Below are 19,366 nucleotides of genomic sequence, written 5' to 3' on the forward strand. Positions count from 1 at the left end.
GAATATGGTTGTGGTTGTGACTAGCGTGCGACTTGCAGGAAGCGTTCTTCCCGCACCAGCGCCGCGAGCGACAGCGGCGTCCAGGTGTTGCCGTCGGCGTCGCGCAAGGCATCCCCCACGCGCTCCATCACGCTGGCCTGGCGTAGTCCGTAGACGTTCGAGGCCAGCAAGGCGCAGTTGAAGCCGAGATGCGGTGCGAACACCACCAGGCGCGGCGTCGCGGGGCCATCGGGCGCTGCTTCCTCGCCCAGGTAGCGCGCCAGGTCGATAACGCCCAGCAGGCTGCCGCGCACATTGGCCAGGCCCAGGTACCAGGGCTGGGTCAGCGGAACGGCGGTCAGGGGCGGGGGTGCGACGATCTCGCCGGCCTCGAGCAGGTCGACCAGGTAGCGCGTGGCGCCGATCGCCAGGCCCAATTGGCCGGCGCTGGCGCCGGCGCCGGTTTTGGCCGCCTGCATCTTTTCCAGCAACTGCTCCTGGTACAGGCGCAGGCGGGTACGGCGCGCCGCGGGATCGCGCCGGCCGCCCTCTTCACTCTCGTTGACATCGCCCACCGCGACCGTCATGCGCTCACGCCGCCGGCGGTCGCCAGGGCCGCGATGCTGGCCAGCAGGCGCTCGGGATCGACCGGCTTGACCAGGTAGTCCTTCGCGCCCTGGCGCAGGCCCCAGATGCGGTCGGTTTCCTGGTTCTTGCTGCTGCAGATGATGACCGGCAGTGCCGCCAGCTCCGGGTCGCGCGCGATGGCCCGCGTGACCTGGAAGCCGTTGGCGCCCGGCATGACCACGTCCATGAGGATCAGTTCGGGGCGTTCGGCGCGGATGCGCTCGATCGCTTCGTCGCCATTCACGGCGGTGCTGACGGCAAAGCCGTTCTTCACCAGGATGTCGGTCAGGTACAGTCGTTCGGTCGGGGAGTCGTCGACGATGAGGATCTTGTTGATGGCCACTTACGGCTCCGGGTCGGTAGGTAGGTCAGGCCTGGGGCATGGCGTGCTCGCGCACGGCCGCCAGCAGGCTGTCTTTGGTGAATGGCTTGGTGAGATAGGCGCTGGCGCCGACCATCGCGCCACGCGCGCGGTCGAACAGGCCATCCTTGGACGACAGCATCAGGACCGGCGTCGCGCGAAAACGCGCGCTCTTCTTGATCAGGGCGCAGGTCTGGTAACCATCCAGGCGCGGCATCAGGATGTCGCAGAACACCAGCGCAGGATGATGGTCGTTGATCTTGGCCAGGGCGTCAAAGCCGTCGTCGGCCAACACCACCTGGTAACCGGCCTGGTTCAGGAAAATCTCGGCGGAGCGGCGGATCGTGCTGCTGTCGTCGATTACCATGATGGTCAGGGCCGTGGATTGCGGCGATGTCGTCATTTTCGTTTCACTTCGGCTTGAAGCGCCACGATAGCACAGCGCATCTTTCTTGTGCGCAAAGTGTTGCAGGGAGTCAACTACCCCGTAATATGGCATCCCGAGAGTGGACGAGATGCCATTATCAAGCTGATCACATTGTGATCTTTATTGCATGAATCGAAGTTCAGATCATTGTCATTTCGAAGTCGTCCTTGCGCGCGCCGCACTCCGGGCAGGTCCAGTTCATCGGAACGTCGGCCCAGCGCGTACCGGGAGCGATGCCGTCGTCGGGCGAACCGGTAGCCTCGTCGTAGACCCAGCCACAAATCAGGCACATCCAGGTCTGGAAAGGCGCGGTGGATTCGGTACTCACAGTATTGGTCCTCGTATCTAGTAAAATGTGGAATCGGAATCCGGCATCTTAATCTACCCGACGTGCAAAACCAAACGTTCCCCCTCATCCTGAGCTTCGGTGTCTGCGATCCCGTCGGCGCCATCGGCGTGCAGGCCGATTGCGCCGCCTTCGCCGCCCTTGGATGCCATGGGCTGTCGGCCATCGCCGGCCTGCTGGTCTCGGACAGCGCACGCATCGAGAATATGTACGAGCTCGACAGCGACTGGATGGCCGAGCAGGCGCGCACCTTACTGGAAGACATGCCGATCGCCGCCTTCAAGGTCGGCGCCGTCGGCTCGGCCCTGCACCTGGCCGCGATCGCCGAGATCGTGTCCGACTACCCGGACGCGCCGCTGGTCCTCGATCCCTTCCTGTCGGCCCTGCCCGACGCTGGCCTGGGCGACGAGGAAATGCTGTCCGCGCTGCGCTCGATCCTGGCGCCGCAGGCCACCGCCCTGATCCTGTCGCAGTCCGAACTGGGCCGCATGGCCGAACTGTGGCGCGATGGCGCCGAGGGCAAGGACGGCGACTTCGAGGAAGACGTGGCCGAGCTCACCTCGAGCGGCCTGCATTACGTGCTGGTGACCGGCAGCCGCGACGAACACGGCGCCTGCTCGAACCGCCTGTACGACGCCAGCGGCGAAGTCGCGCGGGTCGACTGGCAGCACCTGCCCGGCCCCTTCCTGGGCGCCGGCAACACCTATTCGGCTGCCTTCACCGCCTGCCTGGCGCGCGGCATGGATGCGCCGCAGGCGCTGGTCCTGGCGCAGGAATACACCACCGGCGCGCTCGAGCATGCACAGCGCTTCGGCATGGGCAAGTTCATTCCCAGTAAATTCTTCCGTCCGTAGTCACGCATAGCGCGCGGACGGGTTCTTTTCATTCACGAAGCATCGATCATGACCACTGAACACACCACCTCGCGCAACGACACCCTGTTCGCCCGCGCCCAGCAGTCGACCCCTGGCGGCGTCAATTCGCCGGTGCGCGCCTTCCGCTCGGTGGGCGGCACCCCGCGCTTCATCGAGCGCGCCAAGGGCCCGCATTTCTGGGACGCCGACGGCAAGCGCTACATCGACTACATCGGTTCCTGGGGCCCGGCCATCCTCGGCCACGCCCGTCCTGAGGTGGTGAAGGCGGTGCAGGCCGCGGCCGAGAATGGTCTCTCGTTCGGCGCGCCGACCGAGGGCGAGATCGAGATCGCCGAGGAAATCTGCCGCCTGCTGCCGTCGATCGAACAGGTGCGCCTGGTTTCGTCCGGCACCGAGGCGACCATGAGCGCGCTGCGCCTGGCGCGCGGCGCCACCGGCCGCGACAAGATCGTCAAGTTCGAAGGCTGCTACCACGGCCACGCCGACTCGCTGCTGGTGAAAGCCGGCAGCGGCCTGCTCACCTTCGGCAACCCGACCTCGGCCGGCGTGCCGGAAGATTTTGTGAAGCACACCCTGGTGCTCGACTATAACAACGTGCCGCAGCTGGAAGACGCCTTCGCCTCGATGGGCGACACCATCGCCTGCGTGATCGTGGAGCCGGTGGCCGGCAATATGAACCTGATCCGCGCCACCCCGGAGTTCCTGCAGCGCATGCGCGAACTGTGTACCGAACATGGCGCGGTGCTGATCTTCGACGAGGTGATGTGCGGCTTCCGCGTGGGCCTCGAAGGCGCCCAGGGAATGTACGGCATCACCCCTGACCTGACCGCGTTGGGCAAGGTGATCGGCGGCGGCATGCCGGTGGCGGCCTTCGGCGGGCGCGCGGACCTGATGCAGAAGATGGCCCCGATCGGCCCGGTGTACCAGGCCGGCACGCTGTCGGGCAATCCGGTGGCAGTGGCGGCCGGCATGACCACCCTGAAGCTGATCCAGGAAGACGGCTTCTACGAGCAGCTGACGGCGACGGCGGACCGCCTGGTGACGGGCCTGACGGCGGCTGCGCAGGAAGCCGGCATCGATTTCTGCGGCGACTCGGTGGGCGGCATGTTCGGCTTCTACTTCTCGAAGGACGTGCCCGGCAGCTATAGCGAGATGATGGCGGGCGACAAGGAGCGCTTCAACCGCTTCTTCCACGGCATGCTGGAGGAAGGCGTGTACTTCGCGCCGGCCATGTTCGAAGCGGGGTTCGTGTCGATCCAGCACGACGACGCCGTGATCGACGAGACGATCGAAGCGGCGCGGCGCGTGTTCAAGCGGATCGGCTGAAGATCGGGGACGGCGCAATGCCGTTCTGTTTATTTGATTGTTAGCCTGGACACGTCGTTCCCGCGCAGGCGGGAACCTAAGTTTTTTCGATCCGCCACTTAGGCATATCGTAGCGGCAGCGCACAGGACTTGGATTCCCGCCTGCGCGGGAATGACGATTCAGCGGTTAGAGGAATAATGCCGGTGCGGGTCTGCGAACCTGAGCCCAGGTGAACGTTACTTCAACCACCCGCGCCGACGGAAGTACAACAACGGCGCCACCGCGCTGGCCGCCATCAGGGCGATCGCGAACGGATAGCCGAAGCGCCAGTTCAGCTCCGGCATCAGGGCGAAGTTCATGCCGTACAGGCTGGCGATCAGGGTCGGCGGCAGGAAGGCGACCGAGGCCACCGAGAAGATCTTGATGATCTTGTTCTGGTTGATGTTGATGAAGCCGACGGTGGCGTCCATCAGGAAGTTCACCTTGTCGAACAGGAAGGACGTGTGGCCGTCGAGCGACTCGATGTCGCGCAGGATCTGGCGCGCTTCCTCGAACTGGTCGGAGTTGAGCAGCCGGCCGCGCATCAGGAAGCTGACCGCACGCCGCGTGTCCATCATATTGCGGCGGATGCGGCCGTTCAAGTCTTCCTCGTGCGCGATGGCGTTCAGCGCGGCGGCCGCGTCATTGTCGGTGAATTCCTTCTGCAGCACGCGGGTCGAGACTTCTTCGAGGCTTTCGTAGATGCCTTCCAGCGCGTCGGCCGAGTACTCGGCGTCGGTCGCGTACAGGTCGAGCAGCACGTCCATATAGTCTTCGATCGAGCCGGGCCGCGAACGCGCGCGCATGCGCACCAGGCGGAACACGGGCAAGTCGTCGTTATGGACCGAGAACAGGATTTTGCCGGACAGGATGAAGGCCACCGTCACCACCCGCGACGGCCCGTCTTCTTCTTCGAGCAAAAAGTCGGTGCGCAGGTGCAGGTCGCCGTTTTCGGCCTCGTAGTAGCGCGCCGAGGCTTCGATGTCCTGCACCTCGTCCTCCCCCGGCAGGGTGACGCCATACTTGGACTTGACCCAGGTGCGCTCTTCTTCGTCCGGATCGGTCAGGTCGACCCAGACCGGCGCGACGTTCTCCAGGTCTTCCCGGGAAGCGATCGTTGCCTGGTTCAGGCGGCCATTCTGTAGGACAAATACGTTGATCATGCGCTGGGTCTCGTTCGCTGTTCTTGCAAATCTTTGGCCGGGTCGGAAAGTAGCGCAAGTGTAACCGTTCGCCGTGCACTGAGCCAACTCAGTAACGAGAATTTCGCGTCAGGGCACCTCGGCGAAACGCATCTGGCGCAGGATGGCGTTGGTGCGCCGCTCCAGGTAATTGGTCGAGCGGTGCTTGTCGTAGTAGCGCGGATTGGGCAGCATCACCGCCAGCCGGGCCGCCTGAGCCTGGTTCAGGTTGGCCGCCGACGTTTTATAGTAGTAGCGCGCCGCCGCCTCGGCGCCGAACACGCCGCGGCCGAATTCGACCACGTTCAGGTAGAGCTCGAGGATGCGTTCCTTGCTCATCACTGTCTCGAGCATGAAGGTGATCACCATTTCCTGCCCCTTGCGCACATAGCTGCGCGAGCCGGACAGGAACAGGTTCTTGGCCAGCTGCTGGGTGATGGTCGAGCCGCCGCCGACCACCTTGCTGCGCCGGTTGTTGCGCTCATAGGCGCGTTCGATCGCTTCCCAGTCGACGCCGCCGTGGACGCTGAAGTTTGCGTCTTCCGAGGCCACCACCGCGCGCTTGAGGTTGCGCGAGATGCGCTCGTACGGCACCCACTGGTGCTTGAGGGTCGCGTTCGGATTCTTTTCACGCAGCTGGGACAGCTGCTCGCGCATGAAACTGGTCGAGCCGGGATTGAACTGGGAATACCAGCACACCATCGCAAAGAAATACAGCTGGACCAGCAGCACCAGCATCAGCGGGGCCAGGAAGATCCACTTGATCCAGCGGCGCCCGATCGGCGCGGCCTTGCGCGACTTGGCCATGGTCAGCCTGCCTGGCGCATCGCGGCCAGCACGGCGTCCGTCTCCGGCCGCACGCCGCGCCATAGCAGGAAGGCTTCGGCCGCCTGCTCGACCAGCATGCCCAGGCCATCGCGCACGTTAGCGCCATGACTCGCGGCGAATGCCATGAACACGGTCGGTTCCTTCGCATACATCATGTCCAGCGCCAGCACGCCGGGGCCGAATACCGTTGCCGGCACGGGCGGCACGTCGGCCGCCAGGCTGGCCGAGGTGGCGTTGATGACGACGTCAAAGCTGCCTTCCACGTCGGCGAAACCGCTCACCGCCAGCCGGTCCGCATGCGCCGCGAAATCGGCCGCCAGCCGTTCGGCGGTCGCCAAGGTGCGGTTGGCGATGACGATCTGGCGCGGGTTCTCCATCAGCAGCGGCAGCAGCGCACCGCGCGCGGCGCCGCCGGCGCCCAGCATCAGAATGCGTTTATCGGCCAGCGGCACGCCGGCATTGCGCACGATGTCGGCCACCAGGCCGGGGCCATCGGTGTTGTCGCCGACGATCTCGCCCTGGTCGAAAATCAGGGTGTTGACGGCGCCGGCGGCCTGGGCGCGCGGCGCCAGCCGGGTCGCCAGCCGCGCCGCGTCGAGCTTGAACGGCAGCGTGACGTTGGCGCCCCGATAACCTTCGGCGACCAGGCGCCGCACGGTGGCCTCGAAGCCGTCGGGCGGCGCCAGGCAGCGTTCATATGTCAGGTCCTGGCCGGTCTGCAGCGCGTAGGCGGCGTGGATCTGCGGGGATTTGCTGTGGGCGATCGGATTGCCGATGACGCAATAGCGGTCGCTCATTTGGCGGCTTCTCCAAGGGTTGCCTGCATCTTGTCCTCACGGGTGAAACGGAAACGGGTGAACACTTCCCACAGGTCGTCCTTGCCTTCGGTACGCATATTGGCCGGGAAGGCGCCGAACGGGGCCGAGCGGCGCACGATCTCGAGCGCGGCCTTGTCGAGGGCCGGGTTGCCCGAGCTGCGCTCGATGCGCGGGCCGCCATCGCCCAGGTACAGGGTGCCGTCCTGGAACACGGGGATATAGACCACCAGGTCGCCATACAGCTTGCGACCCGCCTGCTGCGGGAAATTCAGCGTGCCGACTTCCTCGATGCGCTTTTGCATCGTCTTGTAGTACAGCGCGTAGCCGACCTGGCGCGTGCTGGGCGTGATCTGCGTGCGCTTGGGGCGGCGGTTTTCTTCCTCGATGCGCTCGAAGATCTCGGCGCTGGTGCGCGAGATGGCGCGCGTGGTGTCGATATTGTCGTTGCCGGTGTGGGTCGGATCGGGCTTTTCGCGCTCGGTGACCGGCGGCGCGGTGAAATTGCCGCCGCCGCGAGCCCGCGTCAGCACGTTCTGCTGCAGCCGCTCGAGTTCGGCGATGCGGCGCTGCAGGGCCTTGATGCTGTCGCCATCCTCGACCTTGCGCAGGTCGGGCAGCGGCGACTTGGCCCGGCCGGCCTCGGCCGTGCCGCCGCCATCCAGGTTGGCCTGGGCCAGCGCGTCGGCCTTGGCTGGCGCCCGGTCGTGCTTGGCATTGACCAGCACCACTTCCAGTCCGGGATCGGCCGGCTGGTGGCGGAAAGCCTCCGGCGCGGCGAACCGCAGCGCCAGCAGGCCCGCGTGGGCTGCCACCGATACGGCCAGGGCGATCATCAGGGGACGGTTTTGGAGGAAAGACTTCACGCGCTACGGGTGGCCTGGTGAGGCAATTGAATCAGAGAATTGACCAATTCTAACCCGGCAGGAACGGTTGAGGGAGGTTGAAAACGTGAAGGACCCGGAACGTGGTCGGTTCGATAACGCTTAGTGACTAAAGACTTGGCGCTGTACTCGTTAAATATGGATGAGCATTGAACTGCTGAGCTGACCCGCGGTCCAATCCCTGCCGCCATCGATCGGGAGCGCTCAATGAAAGCGCCGAAGTTCGAGAAGCTGTTCGCCCAGCTATCGCTGCTGAACCAGCCGCAGCGTCAGCGGGTGCTCGCCGCCCTGCATCCGGCAGCCGGGCTCGACCGGGTGGTCGCCCTCATCGGCGATATCCGGTCAAAGGGGCGCTGCTGCCCCGATTGCGGCTGCGAGCGTTGCCACCGGCACGGTCACGCTAACGACTTGCAACGCTTTCGCTGTTGCACGTGCGGCCGCACCTTCAATGATCTGACCGGCACACCGCTGGCGCGATTGAGGCACAAGGGCAAGTGGCTCGATTACCTGGACACGGTGCTCGATTCCCGCACTGTCCGCGCTGCGGCCAAGCGTGTCGGGGTGCATCCCAACACCACGTTTCGCTGGCGTCACCGCTTTCTCGACCGGGTCAAGAACGACCGGCCCGAGCGCCTGGTCGGCATCGTCGAGGCCGACGAGATGTTCCTGCTCGAATCACAGAAAGGGGCACGCAAGCTCGATCGCAAGCCGCGCAAGCGCGGTGGCAGGGCCGCGCTGCGCGGGATTTCGCACCATTTAGACTGCATCCTGGTGGCGCGCGACCGCAGTGGCCAGACCATCGACGCCGTGACCGGCCGCGGCGCCTTGAAAGTGACCCAACTGGTCAGGCACCTGCTGCCGAAACTCGATCCCCAGGCGCTGCTGGTCACCGACGCCAACGCCGCCTATCCCGCCTTCGCCCGTGCCCATGGCGTCGCGCACCAGGCCGTCAACCTCAGCGCCGGCGAACGCGTCCGCAACGGCGCCGAAGGGGCCATCCATGTGCAAAACGTGAACGCCTACCACCGCCGCTTCAAGGACTGGCTGGCGCGCTTCCATGGTGTGGCATCGCGCCGCCTGCCCAACTATCTGGGCTGGCATTGGGCGCTCGATGGCGGGAGGGTTACATCCGTCGAGCAATTGCTTCGCATCGCATTCGGGGCCATCAACAGCTAATGGGTACAGCGCCTTTTTTATTGGTAAATGAAAATTAAGCTTGTCTGTTTGGTATATTTACGTCCTTTCATTCAGCCGAGCTTTTTCCTATGGCGATCACCTCGCTCACCCATGTCCTGACCGTTCCCCAATACGCCACGCGGCCCTACCTGTCGCCCGATGGCCGCTGGCTGGTGGTCTGGGTCGAGGGCGCCACGGAATTTATCGGCGGCAGCGACTACACCAAGGGCATGGTCGTGCTCGACCTCGCCGATGGCAGCGTGGTGCCGATGCGCCCACCCGCGGGCGGCGGCAATGAATATCCGCACTTCCTCGGCGCCAACTGGGAAACGGGCCAGGTGTTCTTCGAGGCCAGGGACGAGGCTGCCGTCTATACCGCGTACGCGACGAATCTCGTGACCGGCCAGACCTCGCTCGCGCCGCCGCTGGGCACGGGCGCGGCGGGAGACCCGACTCCGTACGTTGGGGCCGTTTCCAGCAATGGCCGCTATATTCTGGCCGATACCGAAGCGCTTCCAGGGGCGTATTTCGGCACCCTGCAATTGCGCGACCGGCTAACCGGCGAAACGCGCACCATCGATGCGTTGAACAAGACCCTGAACGAGGGCAAGCCTCATGCCTGGAGCGTGTCGAACGATGGCCGCATGGTCATGTTCGAGAGCTATGCGTCGAACGTCATTCCCAACGATACCAACGAGCGGACCGACCACTTCGTCCACGATATGCTGACCGGCAAGACCGTGGCCGTGCAATCGAATACCGCCGGTGTCATCGGCGATGGCTATATCTTCAGGTCGGCGCTGTCGGCCAACGGTCGCTACGTGGCCTTTGAATCGAACGCGACCAACCTGGTGCCCGATGGCGCCACCACTATTTCCGCCGTCTACGTCAAGGACCTGGTCACGGGCGCGATCGTGCGCGTATCCGAGGATGCCGCCGGCCGGCCGCTCAACTACGCCACGATGTACAGCATCTCGGCCGATGGCCGCTACGTGACGCTGGAGACCAGTGCCGACATGGACCTCGACGGTGTTCAGCCCTATATGGCCAACCTCTACGTGAAAGACGTGCAGACCGGCGGCGTAGGCCTGGTCACCCGCGCGCCGGAGGTCGACCTCATCGGCTACTCATCGGCCGACATCTCGGCCGATGGCTCCATGGTGGCCTATATGGGTGCGAAGATGGAAGACCTGCCGACGCTGCACCCCGTATTCCACACCTTCGTGGCGCCGCGTCCCGAGTTCACCACCGTTGCCATCGACGGACGCCACGTCGGCAGCAGCGGCGCCGACACGCTGACCGGCGCCCTGGGCAACGACACCTATGAGGTGAACCATCGCGGCGATATCGTCGTCGAATATGCAGGGCAGGGAACCGATACGGTCATCACGTCGCTCGACAACTACACGCTTCCCGATCACGTGGAAAACCTGCAGCTGACCGGCCTGGCGCGCAACGCCACCGGCAACGCGCTGGATAACCTGATCCGCGGCACGGCGGGGAGCAATGTCCTGCGCGGCGGCGATGGCAACGACATCCTCGATGGCGCCGGCGGCGGCGACACACTGTACGGCGACGCCGGCTTCGACATCGGCCGCTTCGCCGGCTCGGTGAAGGACTACACCCTCAACAAGGCCACCTGGCGCCACGAGGTCAAGGCCAAGGACGGAAGCGTCAGCTACCTGCACGACATCGAACACCTGCAATTCGCCGATGCCGACGTCACCTTCGACACCGACGGCATCGCGGCGCGCGCCTACCGCATCTACCAGGCGGCCTTCGACCGCAAGCCCGACCTGGAAGGCCTGGGCTACTGGATCTCTCGCATGTCGGCCGGGATGGCGCTGGACCAGGTGGCGCGGCACTTCGTCGACTCGCTGGAATTCAAGACCGTGTTCGGCGCGAACCCGGATAACGCCCAGCTGGTCGACAAGATGTACCAGCATGTGCTGCACCGCGCATCCGATGCCGCCGGGCGCGACTACTGGATCGCGGCGATGGAGAAGGACGGATTATCGCGCGCCCAGGTGCTGGAGAGCTTCAGCGAATCGCCGGAGAACCAGGACGCGCTGATCGTCACCATCGGACACGGCATCGCCTACACGCCGTACGTCGGCTGAATTTTTCACCTAAGCCGGCCGCAGTCGGTCCAGTGAGGTTACAGTAGCAGAATCACAACTCGTCAAGAAGGGTAGCCGTCATGCTGAAACTCTCCGCCGTCGCTGTTGCCGTCATCCTGCTGTCGAATCCCGTGCTCGCGCAAGCGCAGCAGCCGGCCACCAAGGCTGCTGCAGCGCAGCCGCTGGCCGCCAGGCTCGACGCGCTGTTCAAGCCCCAGTACAAGGCGGACGACCCGGGCGCTACGGTCATCGTGGTCAAAAACGGCAAGACGGTGTTCAGGAAGGCCTATGGCGCTGCCGACGTGGCGGCGAAGACGCCGCTGACACCCGGCACCGTGCTGCGCCTCGGTTCGATCACCAAGCAGTTCACGGCGGTGGCGATCCTGATGCTGGCCGAGGAGGGCAAGCTGGCCCTGAACGATCCCATCACGCGGTTTTTTCCCGACTACCCGACCCAGGGCAAGGTCATCACCGTCGAGCACCTGCTGACCCATACCTCGGGCATTGTCAGCTATACCGGCAAGTCGGGCTATGTGTCGACGATGGCGAAAGACCTGACCGTCGCCCAGATGATCGACGGCTTCAGGAACGACCCGCTCGAGTTCGAACCTGGCACCCAGTTCCGCTACAACAATAGCGGCTACTTCCTGCTTGGCGCGATCATCGAGCGGGTGTCGGGCACGAGCTACGCCAGCTTCCTCGAGCAGCGCATCTTTACGCCGCTGGGCATGAAGGACACCGCGTATGAAGGCGTCGAGCGTTCGAGCGCGCCGCGCGCGGTTGGCTACAGCGCGCAAGAGAAGGGGTTCGCACCGGCGCAGCCCTTGTCCATGAGCCAGCCGTACGCGGCCGGCGCGCTGGTGTCGACCGTGGACGACCTGGCGAAATGGGATGCCGCCATCGCCTCCGGCAAGCTGCTCAAGCCCGCGAGCTGGAAGATGGCCTTCACCTCGTACAAGCTGAGTCCCGAGAAGTCGACCGATTATGGTTACGGCTGGGGCGTCGGCACGCTGCAAGGCACGCCGATGGTCGATCATGGCGGTGGCATCAATGGTTTCCGCACCCATGCGCTGCGGCTGCCGGAGCAGAAGGTGTTCGTGGCGGTGCTGAGCAATGCCGACAGCGGCAATGCCAATCCCGAGGTGCTGGCCAAGAAGGCGGCGGCGCTGGCGATCGGCAAGCCGTTCATGGAGCCGAAGGAATTCAAGCTCGATGCCAGGGCCCTCGATGCATTCACGGGCGTCTACGATATCGGCAATGAACAGCGTGACGGCAAGGAAAAGCGCACCTTCACCAGCCGCGACGGCAAGCTCATGATGGCGCGCGGCGACCGGTCCCCGGCCGCGCTGACGCCTTATTCGAAGTACGGCTTCTTCTTCCCGGGTACGCTGGCGCGCTTCGAGTTCGAACGGGATGCGCAAGGCAAGGTCACCCACGTCACGGTCGACAACGCGGGCGAGCGGACACGCAACGAACGCGTTGGCGATGCGCCGGCAGAACGCGAGGCGGTCAAGATCGACAACGCCGGCTTCGATGCGCGCGCCGGCGCCTACCAGCTTGCGCCGCAGTTCACGATCACGGTGAGCCGCGAGGGTGAACGTTATTATGCGCAGGCGACCGGACAGCGGAAGATCGAGATCTTCCCGGCCAGCCAGGACGTGTTCTTCTCGCGCGACGTGAATGCCGAACTTCGATTCGAGCAAGCCGCCGATGGCGCACCGGTGGCCGTGTTGCACCAGAACGGCCAGGCCACGCGGGGCACGCGGCTGCAGTAAGCGCTAACTGAGAGTACTCAATGAGCAGGCCGCGATTCACTTCGCGGCCTGCTCCTGCGCCAGGCGCAAGGCCACCTTGTGCCTGAAATAATCGTCTTTCACGTAGCGGTACAGGTTCTCGCCCGGGCACACGGTCTTGTCCGAATAATCGCGGTGGCTCTGGATGTCGTCGAGCGAGACCTGGTGCTTCGCGGCCAGCATGGCCATCAGGCTCACCACCGCATCGAGCTGCTGCTGGTTCGGCTCGACCTCCTCGAAATTGCCGACCACTTCGATCAGCGCATGTCCCTTCGGATCGTATTCGGTATTGGTGTCGCCGGCATAGGCGATGTCGCGCGCGCCGTAGATGCGGCCGTCAAGGTCGATCACGTAGTGGTAGGGGATGTCGAGCCAGCCCTTCTCGGCGCGCGACCAGGTCTGCAGGCGGCGCAGGTAGGCTTGCGGATCGGTCCCCGGCTTGAACGGCTCGCCCTGGTGGTGCAGCGTGATGTGGGTGATGCGGTGGCGGCGCGCCTTCGCATCAATGGACGGCGTGCCGCCCCAGGCGGCGACCGGTACGATGGCGCGTTCGACGTCAGGCAGGGATTCGGCGCCGTGTGCGCTGCCTATCGAGAGGGCCAGTGCAAGCAAGGCGCCGAGACGAGAAACAGGTGCTAGGTTCATGGGCACATATTCAGGATGGATGAGCCGCCATCTTTCCACGTTTGACCGTGCAACGCCAGAGCATGCAAACCTGATAAGCTGGCTCCAACGATAACAACGTCCTGAGACAGCATGAGAACCATTGCCCAAATCCTCCGCGACAGCAAGACCATCGCCATCGTCGGCATGTCGAATAAAGAAGACCGCGCCAGCAACGAAGTGGGCGCCTACTTGCAGCACAACGGTTACCGCATCTTGCCGGTCAACCCCAGCTATGCCGGCCAGACCATCCACGGCGAGACCGTGTACGCGACCTTGCAAGAGGCCGCCGACGCCCTGGCCAGCAGCGGCCAGCGCATCGACATCGTCGACTGCTTCCGCAAATCCGAGGACATCGGGCCGATCGCGCGCGACGCGATCGCCGTGCGCGCCGGCTGCCTGTGGATGCAGCTCGACATCGAGAACCAGGCCGCCGCCGACCTGGCGCGCGCCGCCGGGCTCGACGTGGTCATGAACCACTGCATCAAGATCGAGCACCGCGGCCTGGCAGGGTAATCGGCGCGGTCTACGGCGGCTTGGCTTGCGCTACAATCGACGCACCTTAACCGTCGTCAATACCACGCCATGATCAAGACCATCGCCCTGCTGCTCGCCGCCACGGCCGCTGTCAGTGTCACCCAACCGGCACGCGCCCAGGCCGCGCCGGTCGCCGCCCTGACCAAGAGTCCGGCCGCCTGCCCGGCCGTGCTCAAGCACAGCTTCAAGCGCCTGCAGGACGAAGCGCCGCAAGACCTTTGCCAGTACGCCGGCAAGGTGGTGCTGGTGGTGAACACGGCCAGCTACTGCGGCTTCACCAAGCAGTACGAAGGCCTGGAAAAAATCTACGCCAAGTACGGCGGCCGCGGCCTGGTGATCCTGGGCTTCCCGTCGAACGACTTCGGCCAGCAGGAACCGGGCAGCGCCAAGGAAATCGCCGACCTGTGCTTCAACACCTATGGCGTCAAGTTCCCGATGTTTGCCAAGAGCTCGGTGAAGGGCCCGCAAGCCAATCCGCTGCATGCGCAGCTGATCAAGGCCACCGGCCAGGAACCGAAGTGGAACTTTACCAAATACCTGATCGGCCGTGACGGCAAGGTGCTTGACTACTTCCCGAGCAAGGTCACGCCGGAAGATCCGCAGCTAACCGGGAAGATCGAAGCGGCACTGTAATCGTCTAACGCAGTGCGAGGTGCAGGATCGGGTAGGGCTTGCCGAACGGGTCCTGCTCGGATCTTCCTGCTACTGCGAAGCCCATACGCTCGTAGAAGCCGAGCGCTTGCAGGTTCTGCTCATTGACGTCCACCTGCGTGGCGCCTAGCTGCGCGATCGCGAATTCCACCAGGGCCCGTCCGGCGCCCTGGCCGCGGTGGCGCGGATCCACGAACAGCATCTCGATCATTCCTTCGCTTACGCCGATGAAGGCGCAAGGCTGGCCGGCCTCGTCGCGCACGCAGTGCAGCGGCGTGAACTCGCGCAAGGTGCGCTCCACGATCGGCACCAGTAGCAGGAAATCGTCCGGATGCAGGAAGTCGTGGGTCGCCTTCACGGACGCTTCCCAGATGTCGAACAGGCGCGGGAGGTCGTCGTTGGCGGCGATGGTGATGCTTTGCATGGCTTTCCTTCCGAATGATTCTTTCGTCTCAGAGATATACCCTAGGAGATAGGTGTTTTATAAACCACACTAATAGCATGGTCATTTTGATGTACATCATAGTTTGTTTTTCCACACATCAATAAGCTTACCTTCGTCGCAGATGACATAAAACGAAGAAAGGTAAGAAAAAGATGAAAACGACGATGAAAACCGTGCTGGTGGCCCTGATTGCCGTGACCGCTTCGCAAGCGATGGCCCAGGAATCCCCATGGCTGGTGCGCGCCCGCGCCGTGCACGTCGACCCGGACAACAAATCGACGCCCGTCGGCGGCGTCGGCGCGGCGGACCGCCTCGAGGTGAGCAGCAAGACCATTCCCGAACTGGACATCAGCTATTTCTTCACCCCGCACATCGCGGCCGAACTGATCCTGACTTATCCACAGAAGCACAAGGCCCGCCTGGACGGCGCCGAGATCGGCACCTTCAAGCATCTGCCGCCGACCCTGAACCTGCAATACCACTTCACCCCCGGCGCGGCTATCAGCCCTTATATCGGCGCCGGCGTGAACTACACCCGCATGTCGAGCGTCAAGCTGCTCGACGGCGCCGGCGACCTGGAAAACGATAGCTGGGGCCTGTCGCTGCAGGCCGGCGTCGACTTCCGCCTGAACGAACACTGGTCGATCAATGCCGACGTCAAGAAGGTCAACCTGCGCAGCGACGTGTACGTCGGCGGCGCCAAGGCCAGCCACCTGAAGGTCGATCCGGTGCTGTTCGGCCTGGGTGTCGGCTACCGTTTCTAAGTTTTAAGCTCACGCCGGTTCGCGACTCGCGGGCCGGCGCGACAGAGGACCATGCATATGCCGTCAAGCAGTATGAGCCTCTCCACCTCTTGCGCGTGATCGCGTCCTGCCCGTCTTCCATGGGCGAGCTTCCAGCAAAAGTATCGAATATGGGAACGGGCGGGGCGCGACCCACGCCTTATATTCAGCGCGGCGAATCTGCTGCGTTACGCTGCGAGCACCGCGCGCAGCGGTCCGCGCAGGGCATTGCAGACGACGATGTCGTCGGCCTGCGCCAGCATCGCGCGCGAGATCACGGCTTCGCGCGCATGCCACGCGGGCGCGGCCAGCATCACGCCGCGCATCACACCCGGCAGCACGCCGGCCAACAGCGGCGGCGTGAGCCATTCCTCGCCGAAGCGCAGGAACACGCTGCTGCGTCCTCCTTCCGTCAACTCGTCACGCTCGTTGAAGAACAGCATATCGAAGGCGCCTTGCGCCTCGGCCGCCTTCCACGCCGCGTCGTAGCGGCCGCGGATGCTCGTCTTGTGGCGCAGGAAGACGTCGCCGCTGTGCGTCGGCTCCTGGGCCAGCAGCAAGGTCACGGGTTCGTGCAAGGGAGCCAGCTCGCCCGACGTGAGCGTCAGCGCGCCGGCATGGTCCACCGCCAGGCGCAGGCGGTGCAGCGCATCGGAGGGCAGGGCCTGGCTGGCTTCCAGCAGCGCCACATGCGCCGCGCCGCGGTCGAAAGTAAAGCCGAAGTAGGCGCACGATGCTTCCATGCGGTCGAGATGCTGTTCCAGGTGCCGGCAGCCATGCTCGCGCGAGGCGCGGATGGTCTCGAAGATGGTGAACTCGTTGTGCAGGCCCGTGAGAAAACGCGCCTTCAGCTGGCACTCGGCGTATTCGGATTGCGCATCGCTGTCGTAGACGATGCCGGCGCCCACGCCCAGTTCGCCGCGCCGGATACCCTCCCTGGGTGCGCCGAGCGCCAGCGTCCGGATCGGCACCGACAGGCAGAAATCGCCGTAGGCGCGGCCAGGCGCCGCCGGATCGAACCAGCCGATCGCGCCGGTATAGATGCCGCGCGCATCGGGTTCGAGTTCGTGGATGATCTCCATCGTGCGCCGCTTCGGGGCGCCGGTGATCGAGCCGCAGGGGTACAAGGCCTTGAAGATCTCTTCCAGGCCCGCGTCAAAGCGCAGGCGTGCCTGCACGGTCGACGTCATCTGCAGCACGGCGCCATAGCGCTGTACCTCGAACAGGGCCGGCACCTCGACGCTGCCGGTCTGTGCCACGCGACCCAGGTCGTTGCGCAGCAGGTCGACGATCATCAGGTTTTCGGCGCGGTTCTTGGTGTCTTGCGCCAGCGCCTGCGCGCGCGCGGCGTCGACCTCGATGTCTCCGCTGGCCGGCGCCGTGCCCTTCATCGGCCGCGCCACCAGCATGCCCGCTTCGTGGCGCACGAACAGCTCGGGCGAGAACGACAGCACGGCGCCGCCGTCCGGCAGCGTCACCAGCGCGCCATACGGCACCGGCTGGCGCGCGCGCAGGCGCGTGTACAAGGCGAGCAGCGGACCGAAGGCGTCGAAGCGCAGCCGCCAGGTATAGTTGACCTGGTAGGTGTCGCCGGCCGCGATGTAGTCGCGGATGCGGCCGATCGCCTCGGTGAACTGCGCTTGATCGACATTCGCGGACATGCCGGCGACGCCGGCCGGCTCAAGGTCCATGCTGCGCGTTGCCAGCCACGATGCCACCTGCTCGCCCGTCATGGACTCGCAGTGGGTAAACAGCAGCACCTGCGCCAGCGGGCCGGCGAGTGGCCGGGCCGGCAAGCCTTCCAGGTGCGCCCCCAGTTCATAGCTCAGCAGCGGCACGGCGTACAGGCCGCCCTGCAGCGCCTGCGACAGCGCCGCCACCAGTTGCGGCCAGCCGGCCGCGTCCTCGCACCTCAGCGTGCCCGCATGCCCGCTGTACAGACGCGAGCGGGCCTCCTGCGTGGCGCGGGCATCGTCCAGCAGCGCGAAGACTTCGCCGGTATCCATCCTGCGGATTTTACGCCGCCAGCAGCAGGGACAGCTGCAGCGACGTGCCCTCCATCGGATTGAGCTTGAACCCGGTCTTTGCGAAGCGGTGCCAGCGGCCGGTGACGTAGTTCACCAGCAGGCTGGCGCGCGCGGCGACGTCGGCTTCCTGGCCGTGTCCCTGCGTGACGGCCAGGCGCAGCGCGCCCTTGAACGCCAGTTCGACCTTGTCGTAGAACTGATTCATGCGGAGCTGAAGGCGCTCGTCTTCATTGACCAGCGCGTCGCCGATCAGCACCCGCGTCATGCCCGGGTTGTTGGCCGCGAAGCCGAGCAGCATCTGCAGCATCGCGTGTGCCTGCTCGATGCCGCCTTCTTCTTTCTCGGTGATCTGGTTGATCACGCCGAACACCGACGATTCGATGAACTCGATCAGTCCCTCGTACATCTGCGCCTTGCTGGCGAAGTGGCGGTACAGCGCCGCTTCGGACACCGACAGGCGCGCCGCGAGCGCGGCGGTCGTGATTTTCTCGCCCTTGGGCTGCTCGAGCATCGAGGCCAGGGCCTGGAGGATTTGCAGCTTGCGCTGGCCTGGCTTCGTGCTTGCCATGGGATCCCTAGGAGTTGTTATTGGAGCGGCGCAGCCCGGAGAGCCGCGTCGGAAGTTGCCGCACGGATTTTACTTTGACATTGACGTAACCGGGGCATTTCAGGGTCCTTGGCAGTGGTGCTTTTCCAATTGGATCGCTCATCCGGAGGTATTGTGTGACCCAGACGGTACGCAAGCCCAGCTGGCGCGCGGTGCGCAGGTTGGCCAGCGTGTCTTCGACCAGGATGCAGCGCTGGGCCGCGATGCCGTGTTTGCGCAACAGGCGGCGCAGCATCAGCTTCGACGGTTTCGGCCGCAACTGCCCGTGCACGTGCATGTGCTCGATCGCCACGTGATTCGAAAAATGGTTGTGCAGCTTCAGGCGGCGCACGATCTCGGTCGAATAGCTGTTCGGCGCATTGGTCAGCAAGATCTTGCGACCCGGCAGGCGACGCAGCAGGCGCGCCAGGCCGCGCTCGGCGCGCAGCAGGGCGTCGAGCGGGCCGATGTCGTGGGTCTGGTGCAGGAAATCTTTTGCGCATACCTGGTGGTGGCGCATCATGCCGAGCAGGGTGGCGCCGTAGCGCTTCCAGTAGCCCAGGCGCGCGGCGTCGACCATCTCTTGCGTGGCCGCCACGCCATCGATGCTCAGCACGCGCGCGATATACGTGTTCATATTGGCGCTGATCGCCGGGAAGATCGCGTGCGAAGCGTCGTGCAGGGTGTTATCGAGGTCGAACAGCCAGACCGGTGCTTGGAGGGATGAGGTGGACACGGAAAATCGAATCGCAGTGATGGCAACACGCGATTATGCCAGCGGCGCATGACAACGTCATGGAGCGGGGTGAAAACAGAGGGGAGGGGTACTGCAGGAAGAAATGGTGCCCTTGACGTGGATTGAACACGTGGCCTCTCCCTTACCAAGGGAGTGCTCTACCACTGAGCTACAAGGGCAAC

The 19,366-nt window shown here is 64.6% G+C and carries 21 protein-coding genes and 1 tRNA gene; 8 read left to right on the top strand and 14 right to left on the bottom strand.

Annotated features, from left to right (window positions below; all coding sequences use genetic code 11):
* Positions 1–20 precede the first annotated feature (20 nt).
* The 4 genes from SOM61_RS04965 to SOM61_RS04980 form a co-directional block, all read right to left on the bottom strand.
* A complete protein-coding gene (locus SOM61_RS04965; protein ID WP_320473082.1) occupies positions 21–566 on the bottom strand; it encodes a chemotaxis protein CheW in 546 nt (181 codons plus the stop codon).
* Positions 563–949, bottom strand: coding sequence for a response regulator (locus SOM61_RS04970; RefSeq protein ID WP_320473083.1), 387 nt, complete (start codon positions 947–949; stop codon positions 563–565). The genes SOM61_RS04965 and SOM61_RS04970 overlap by 4 nt, the downstream gene beginning before the upstream one ends.
* Before the next feature lie 25 nt (positions 950–974).
* Positions 975–1,370 carry a response regulator gene (locus SOM61_RS04975; protein WP_292031837.1) on the bottom strand — a complete coding sequence of 132 codons (396 nt, stop codon included), beginning with the start codon at positions 1,368–1,370 and terminating at the stop codon, positions 975–977.
* Between the two features lie 163 nt (positions 1,371–1,533).
* Positions 1,534–1,686 (bottom strand): rubredoxin, encoded by a 153-nt coding sequence (locus tag SOM61_RS04980; protein WP_123072063.1) that lies wholly within the window; start codon positions 1,684–1,686, stop codon positions 1,534–1,536.
* Positions 1,687–1,784: 98 nt separating this feature from the next.
* Between SOM61_RS04980 and thiD the strand changes: the two genes are divergently transcribed.
* Together thiD and hemL are read left to right on the top strand one after the other, a co-directional pair.
* The gene (gene thiD / locus SOM61_RS04985; protein WP_320473084.1) at positions 1,785–2,594 is read left to right on the top strand and encodes a bifunctional hydroxymethylpyrimidine kinase/phosphomethylpyrimidine kinase; all 810 of its coding nucleotides are present in this window, start codon (positions 1,785–1,787) and stop codon (positions 2,592–2,594) included.
* Between the two features lie 48 nt (positions 2,595–2,642).
* Entirely contained in the window at positions 2,643–3,941 is a 1,299-nt protein-coding gene (gene hemL / locus SOM61_RS04990) for a glutamate-1-semialdehyde 2,1-aminomutase (RefSeq protein WP_147933333.1), read from the top strand.
* Positions 3,942–4,157: 216 nt separating this feature from the next.
* Here hemL and corA read toward each other — a convergent pair whose 3' ends face one another.
* The 4 genes from corA to SOM61_RS05010 all read right to left on the bottom strand — a co-directional run bounded on the left by corA (position 4,158) and on the right by SOM61_RS05010 (position 7,620).
* Complete coding sequence (gene corA / locus SOM61_RS04995; protein WP_123072015.1) at positions 4,158–5,123, bottom strand: magnesium/cobalt transporter CorA; 966 nt, start codon at positions 5,121–5,123, stop codon at positions 4,158–4,160.
* Positions 5,124–5,231: 108 nt separating this feature from the next.
* Positions 5,232–5,948 (bottom strand): monofunctional biosynthetic peptidoglycan transglycosylase, encoded by a 717-nt coding sequence (mtgA, locus tag SOM61_RS05000; protein ID WP_320473085.1) that lies wholly within the window; start codon positions 5,946–5,948, stop codon positions 5,232–5,234.
* Positions 5,949–5,950: 2 nt separating this feature from the next.
* Positions 5,951–6,766 carry a shikimate dehydrogenase gene (gene aroE, locus SOM61_RS05005; RefSeq protein WP_320473086.1) on the bottom strand — a complete coding sequence of 272 codons (816 nt, stop codon included), beginning with the start codon at positions 6,764–6,766 and terminating at the stop codon, positions 5,951–5,953.
* The gene (locus SOM61_RS05010; RefSeq protein WP_320473420.1) at positions 6,763–7,620 is read right to left on the bottom strand and encodes a TonB C-terminal domain-containing protein; all 858 of its coding nucleotides are present in this window, start codon (positions 7,618–7,620) and stop codon (positions 6,763–6,765) included. Before SOM61_RS05010 ends, aroE begins: the two co-directional genes overlap by 4 nt.
* Before the next feature lie 255 nt (positions 7,621–7,875).
* Here SOM61_RS05010 and SOM61_RS05015 point away from each other — a divergent pair, with 255 nt between their 5' ends.
* The 3 genes from SOM61_RS05015 (at position 7,876) to SOM61_RS05025 (ending at position 12,739) form a co-directional block, all read left to right on the top strand.
* Positions 7,876–8,844 carry an IS1595 family transposase gene (locus tag SOM61_RS05015; RefSeq protein WP_320473087.1) on the top strand — a complete coding sequence of 323 codons (969 nt, stop codon included), beginning with the start codon at positions 7,876–7,878 and terminating at the stop codon, positions 8,842–8,844.
* Between the two features lie 89 nt (positions 8,845–8,933).
* Complete coding sequence (locus SOM61_RS05020) at positions 8,934–10,964, top strand: DUF4214 domain-containing protein (RefSeq protein ID WP_320473088.1); 2,031 nt, start codon at positions 8,934–8,936, stop codon at positions 10,962–10,964.
* Positions 10,965–11,044: 80 nt separating this feature from the next.
* Positions 11,045–12,739, top strand: coding sequence for a serine hydrolase (locus SOM61_RS05025; protein WP_320473089.1), 1,695 nt, complete (start codon positions 11,045–11,047; stop codon positions 12,737–12,739).
* Positions 12,740–12,775: 36 nt separating this feature from the next.
* Here the strand turns inward: SOM61_RS05025 and SOM61_RS05030 are convergent, their stop codons facing one another.
* Positions 12,776–13,402, bottom strand: coding sequence for a peptidoglycan recognition protein family protein (locus SOM61_RS05030; protein ID WP_320473090.1), 627 nt, complete (start codon positions 13,400–13,402; stop codon positions 12,776–12,778).
* A 111-nt stretch (positions 13,403–13,513) separates the two neighbouring features.
* On the opposite strand from SOM61_RS05030, the gene SOM61_RS05035 reads away from it, so the two are divergent.
* Both SOM61_RS05035 and SOM61_RS05040 read left to right on the top strand, forming a co-directional pair.
* Positions 13,514–13,936, top strand: a complete 423-nt coding sequence (locus tag SOM61_RS05035) for a CoA-binding protein (protein ID WP_320473091.1) — start codon at positions 13,514–13,516, stop codon at positions 13,934–13,936.
* A gap of 69 nt (positions 13,937–14,005) precedes the next feature.
* Positions 14,006–14,590: a glutathione peroxidase gene (locus SOM61_RS05040; RefSeq protein WP_123068518.1), complete on the top strand. Its 585-nt coding sequence runs from the start codon at positions 14,006–14,008 to the stop codon at positions 14,588–14,590.
* Positions 14,591–14,594: 4 nt separating this feature from the next.
* Here SOM61_RS05040 and SOM61_RS05045 read toward each other — a convergent pair whose 3' ends face one another.
* The gene (locus tag SOM61_RS05045; RefSeq protein WP_320473092.1) at positions 14,595–15,032 is read right to left on the bottom strand and encodes an acetyltransferase; all 438 of its coding nucleotides are present in this window, start codon (positions 15,030–15,032) and stop codon (positions 14,595–14,597) included.
* Between the two features lie 173 nt (positions 15,033–15,205).
* Here SOM61_RS05045 and SOM61_RS05050 point away from each other — a divergent pair, with 173 nt between their 5' ends.
* Positions 15,206–15,817 (top strand): OmpW/AlkL family protein, encoded by a 612-nt coding sequence (locus SOM61_RS05050; protein WP_147934944.1) that lies wholly within the window; start codon positions 15,206–15,208, stop codon positions 15,815–15,817.
* 206 nt (positions 15,818–16,023) lie between these two features.
* Here the strand turns inward: SOM61_RS05050 and pabB are convergent, their stop codons facing one another.
* From pabB to SOM61_RS05070, 4 genes are all read right to left on the bottom strand, one after another.
* The gene (gene pabB, locus SOM61_RS05055; RefSeq protein ID WP_320473093.1) at positions 16,024–17,841 is read right to left on the bottom strand and encodes an aminodeoxychorismate synthase component I; all 1,818 of its coding nucleotides are present in this window, start codon (positions 17,839–17,841) and stop codon (positions 16,024–16,026) included.
* Positions 17,842–17,851: 10 nt separating this feature from the next.
* A complete protein-coding gene (gene slmA / locus SOM61_RS05060; RefSeq protein WP_320473094.1) occupies positions 17,852–18,430 on the bottom strand; it encodes a nucleoid occlusion factor SlmA in 579 nt (192 codons plus the stop codon).
* A 7-nt stretch (positions 18,431–18,437) separates the two neighbouring features.
* Positions 18,438–19,184: a pyrimidine 5'-nucleotidase gene (locus SOM61_RS05065; RefSeq protein WP_320473095.1), complete on the bottom strand. Its 747-nt coding sequence runs from the start codon at positions 19,182–19,184 to the stop codon at positions 18,438–18,440.
* Between the two features lie 104 nt (positions 19,185–19,288).
* Positions 19,289–19,363: transfer RNA gene (locus SOM61_RS05070), tRNA-Thr, on the bottom strand.
* Positions 19,364–19,366: the final 3 nt, after the last annotated feature.

Source organism: Massilia sp. CFBP9012, assembly GCF_034045115.1.
Lineage (GTDB): Bacteria > Pseudomonadota > Gammaproteobacteria > Burkholderiales > Burkholderiaceae_D > Telluria.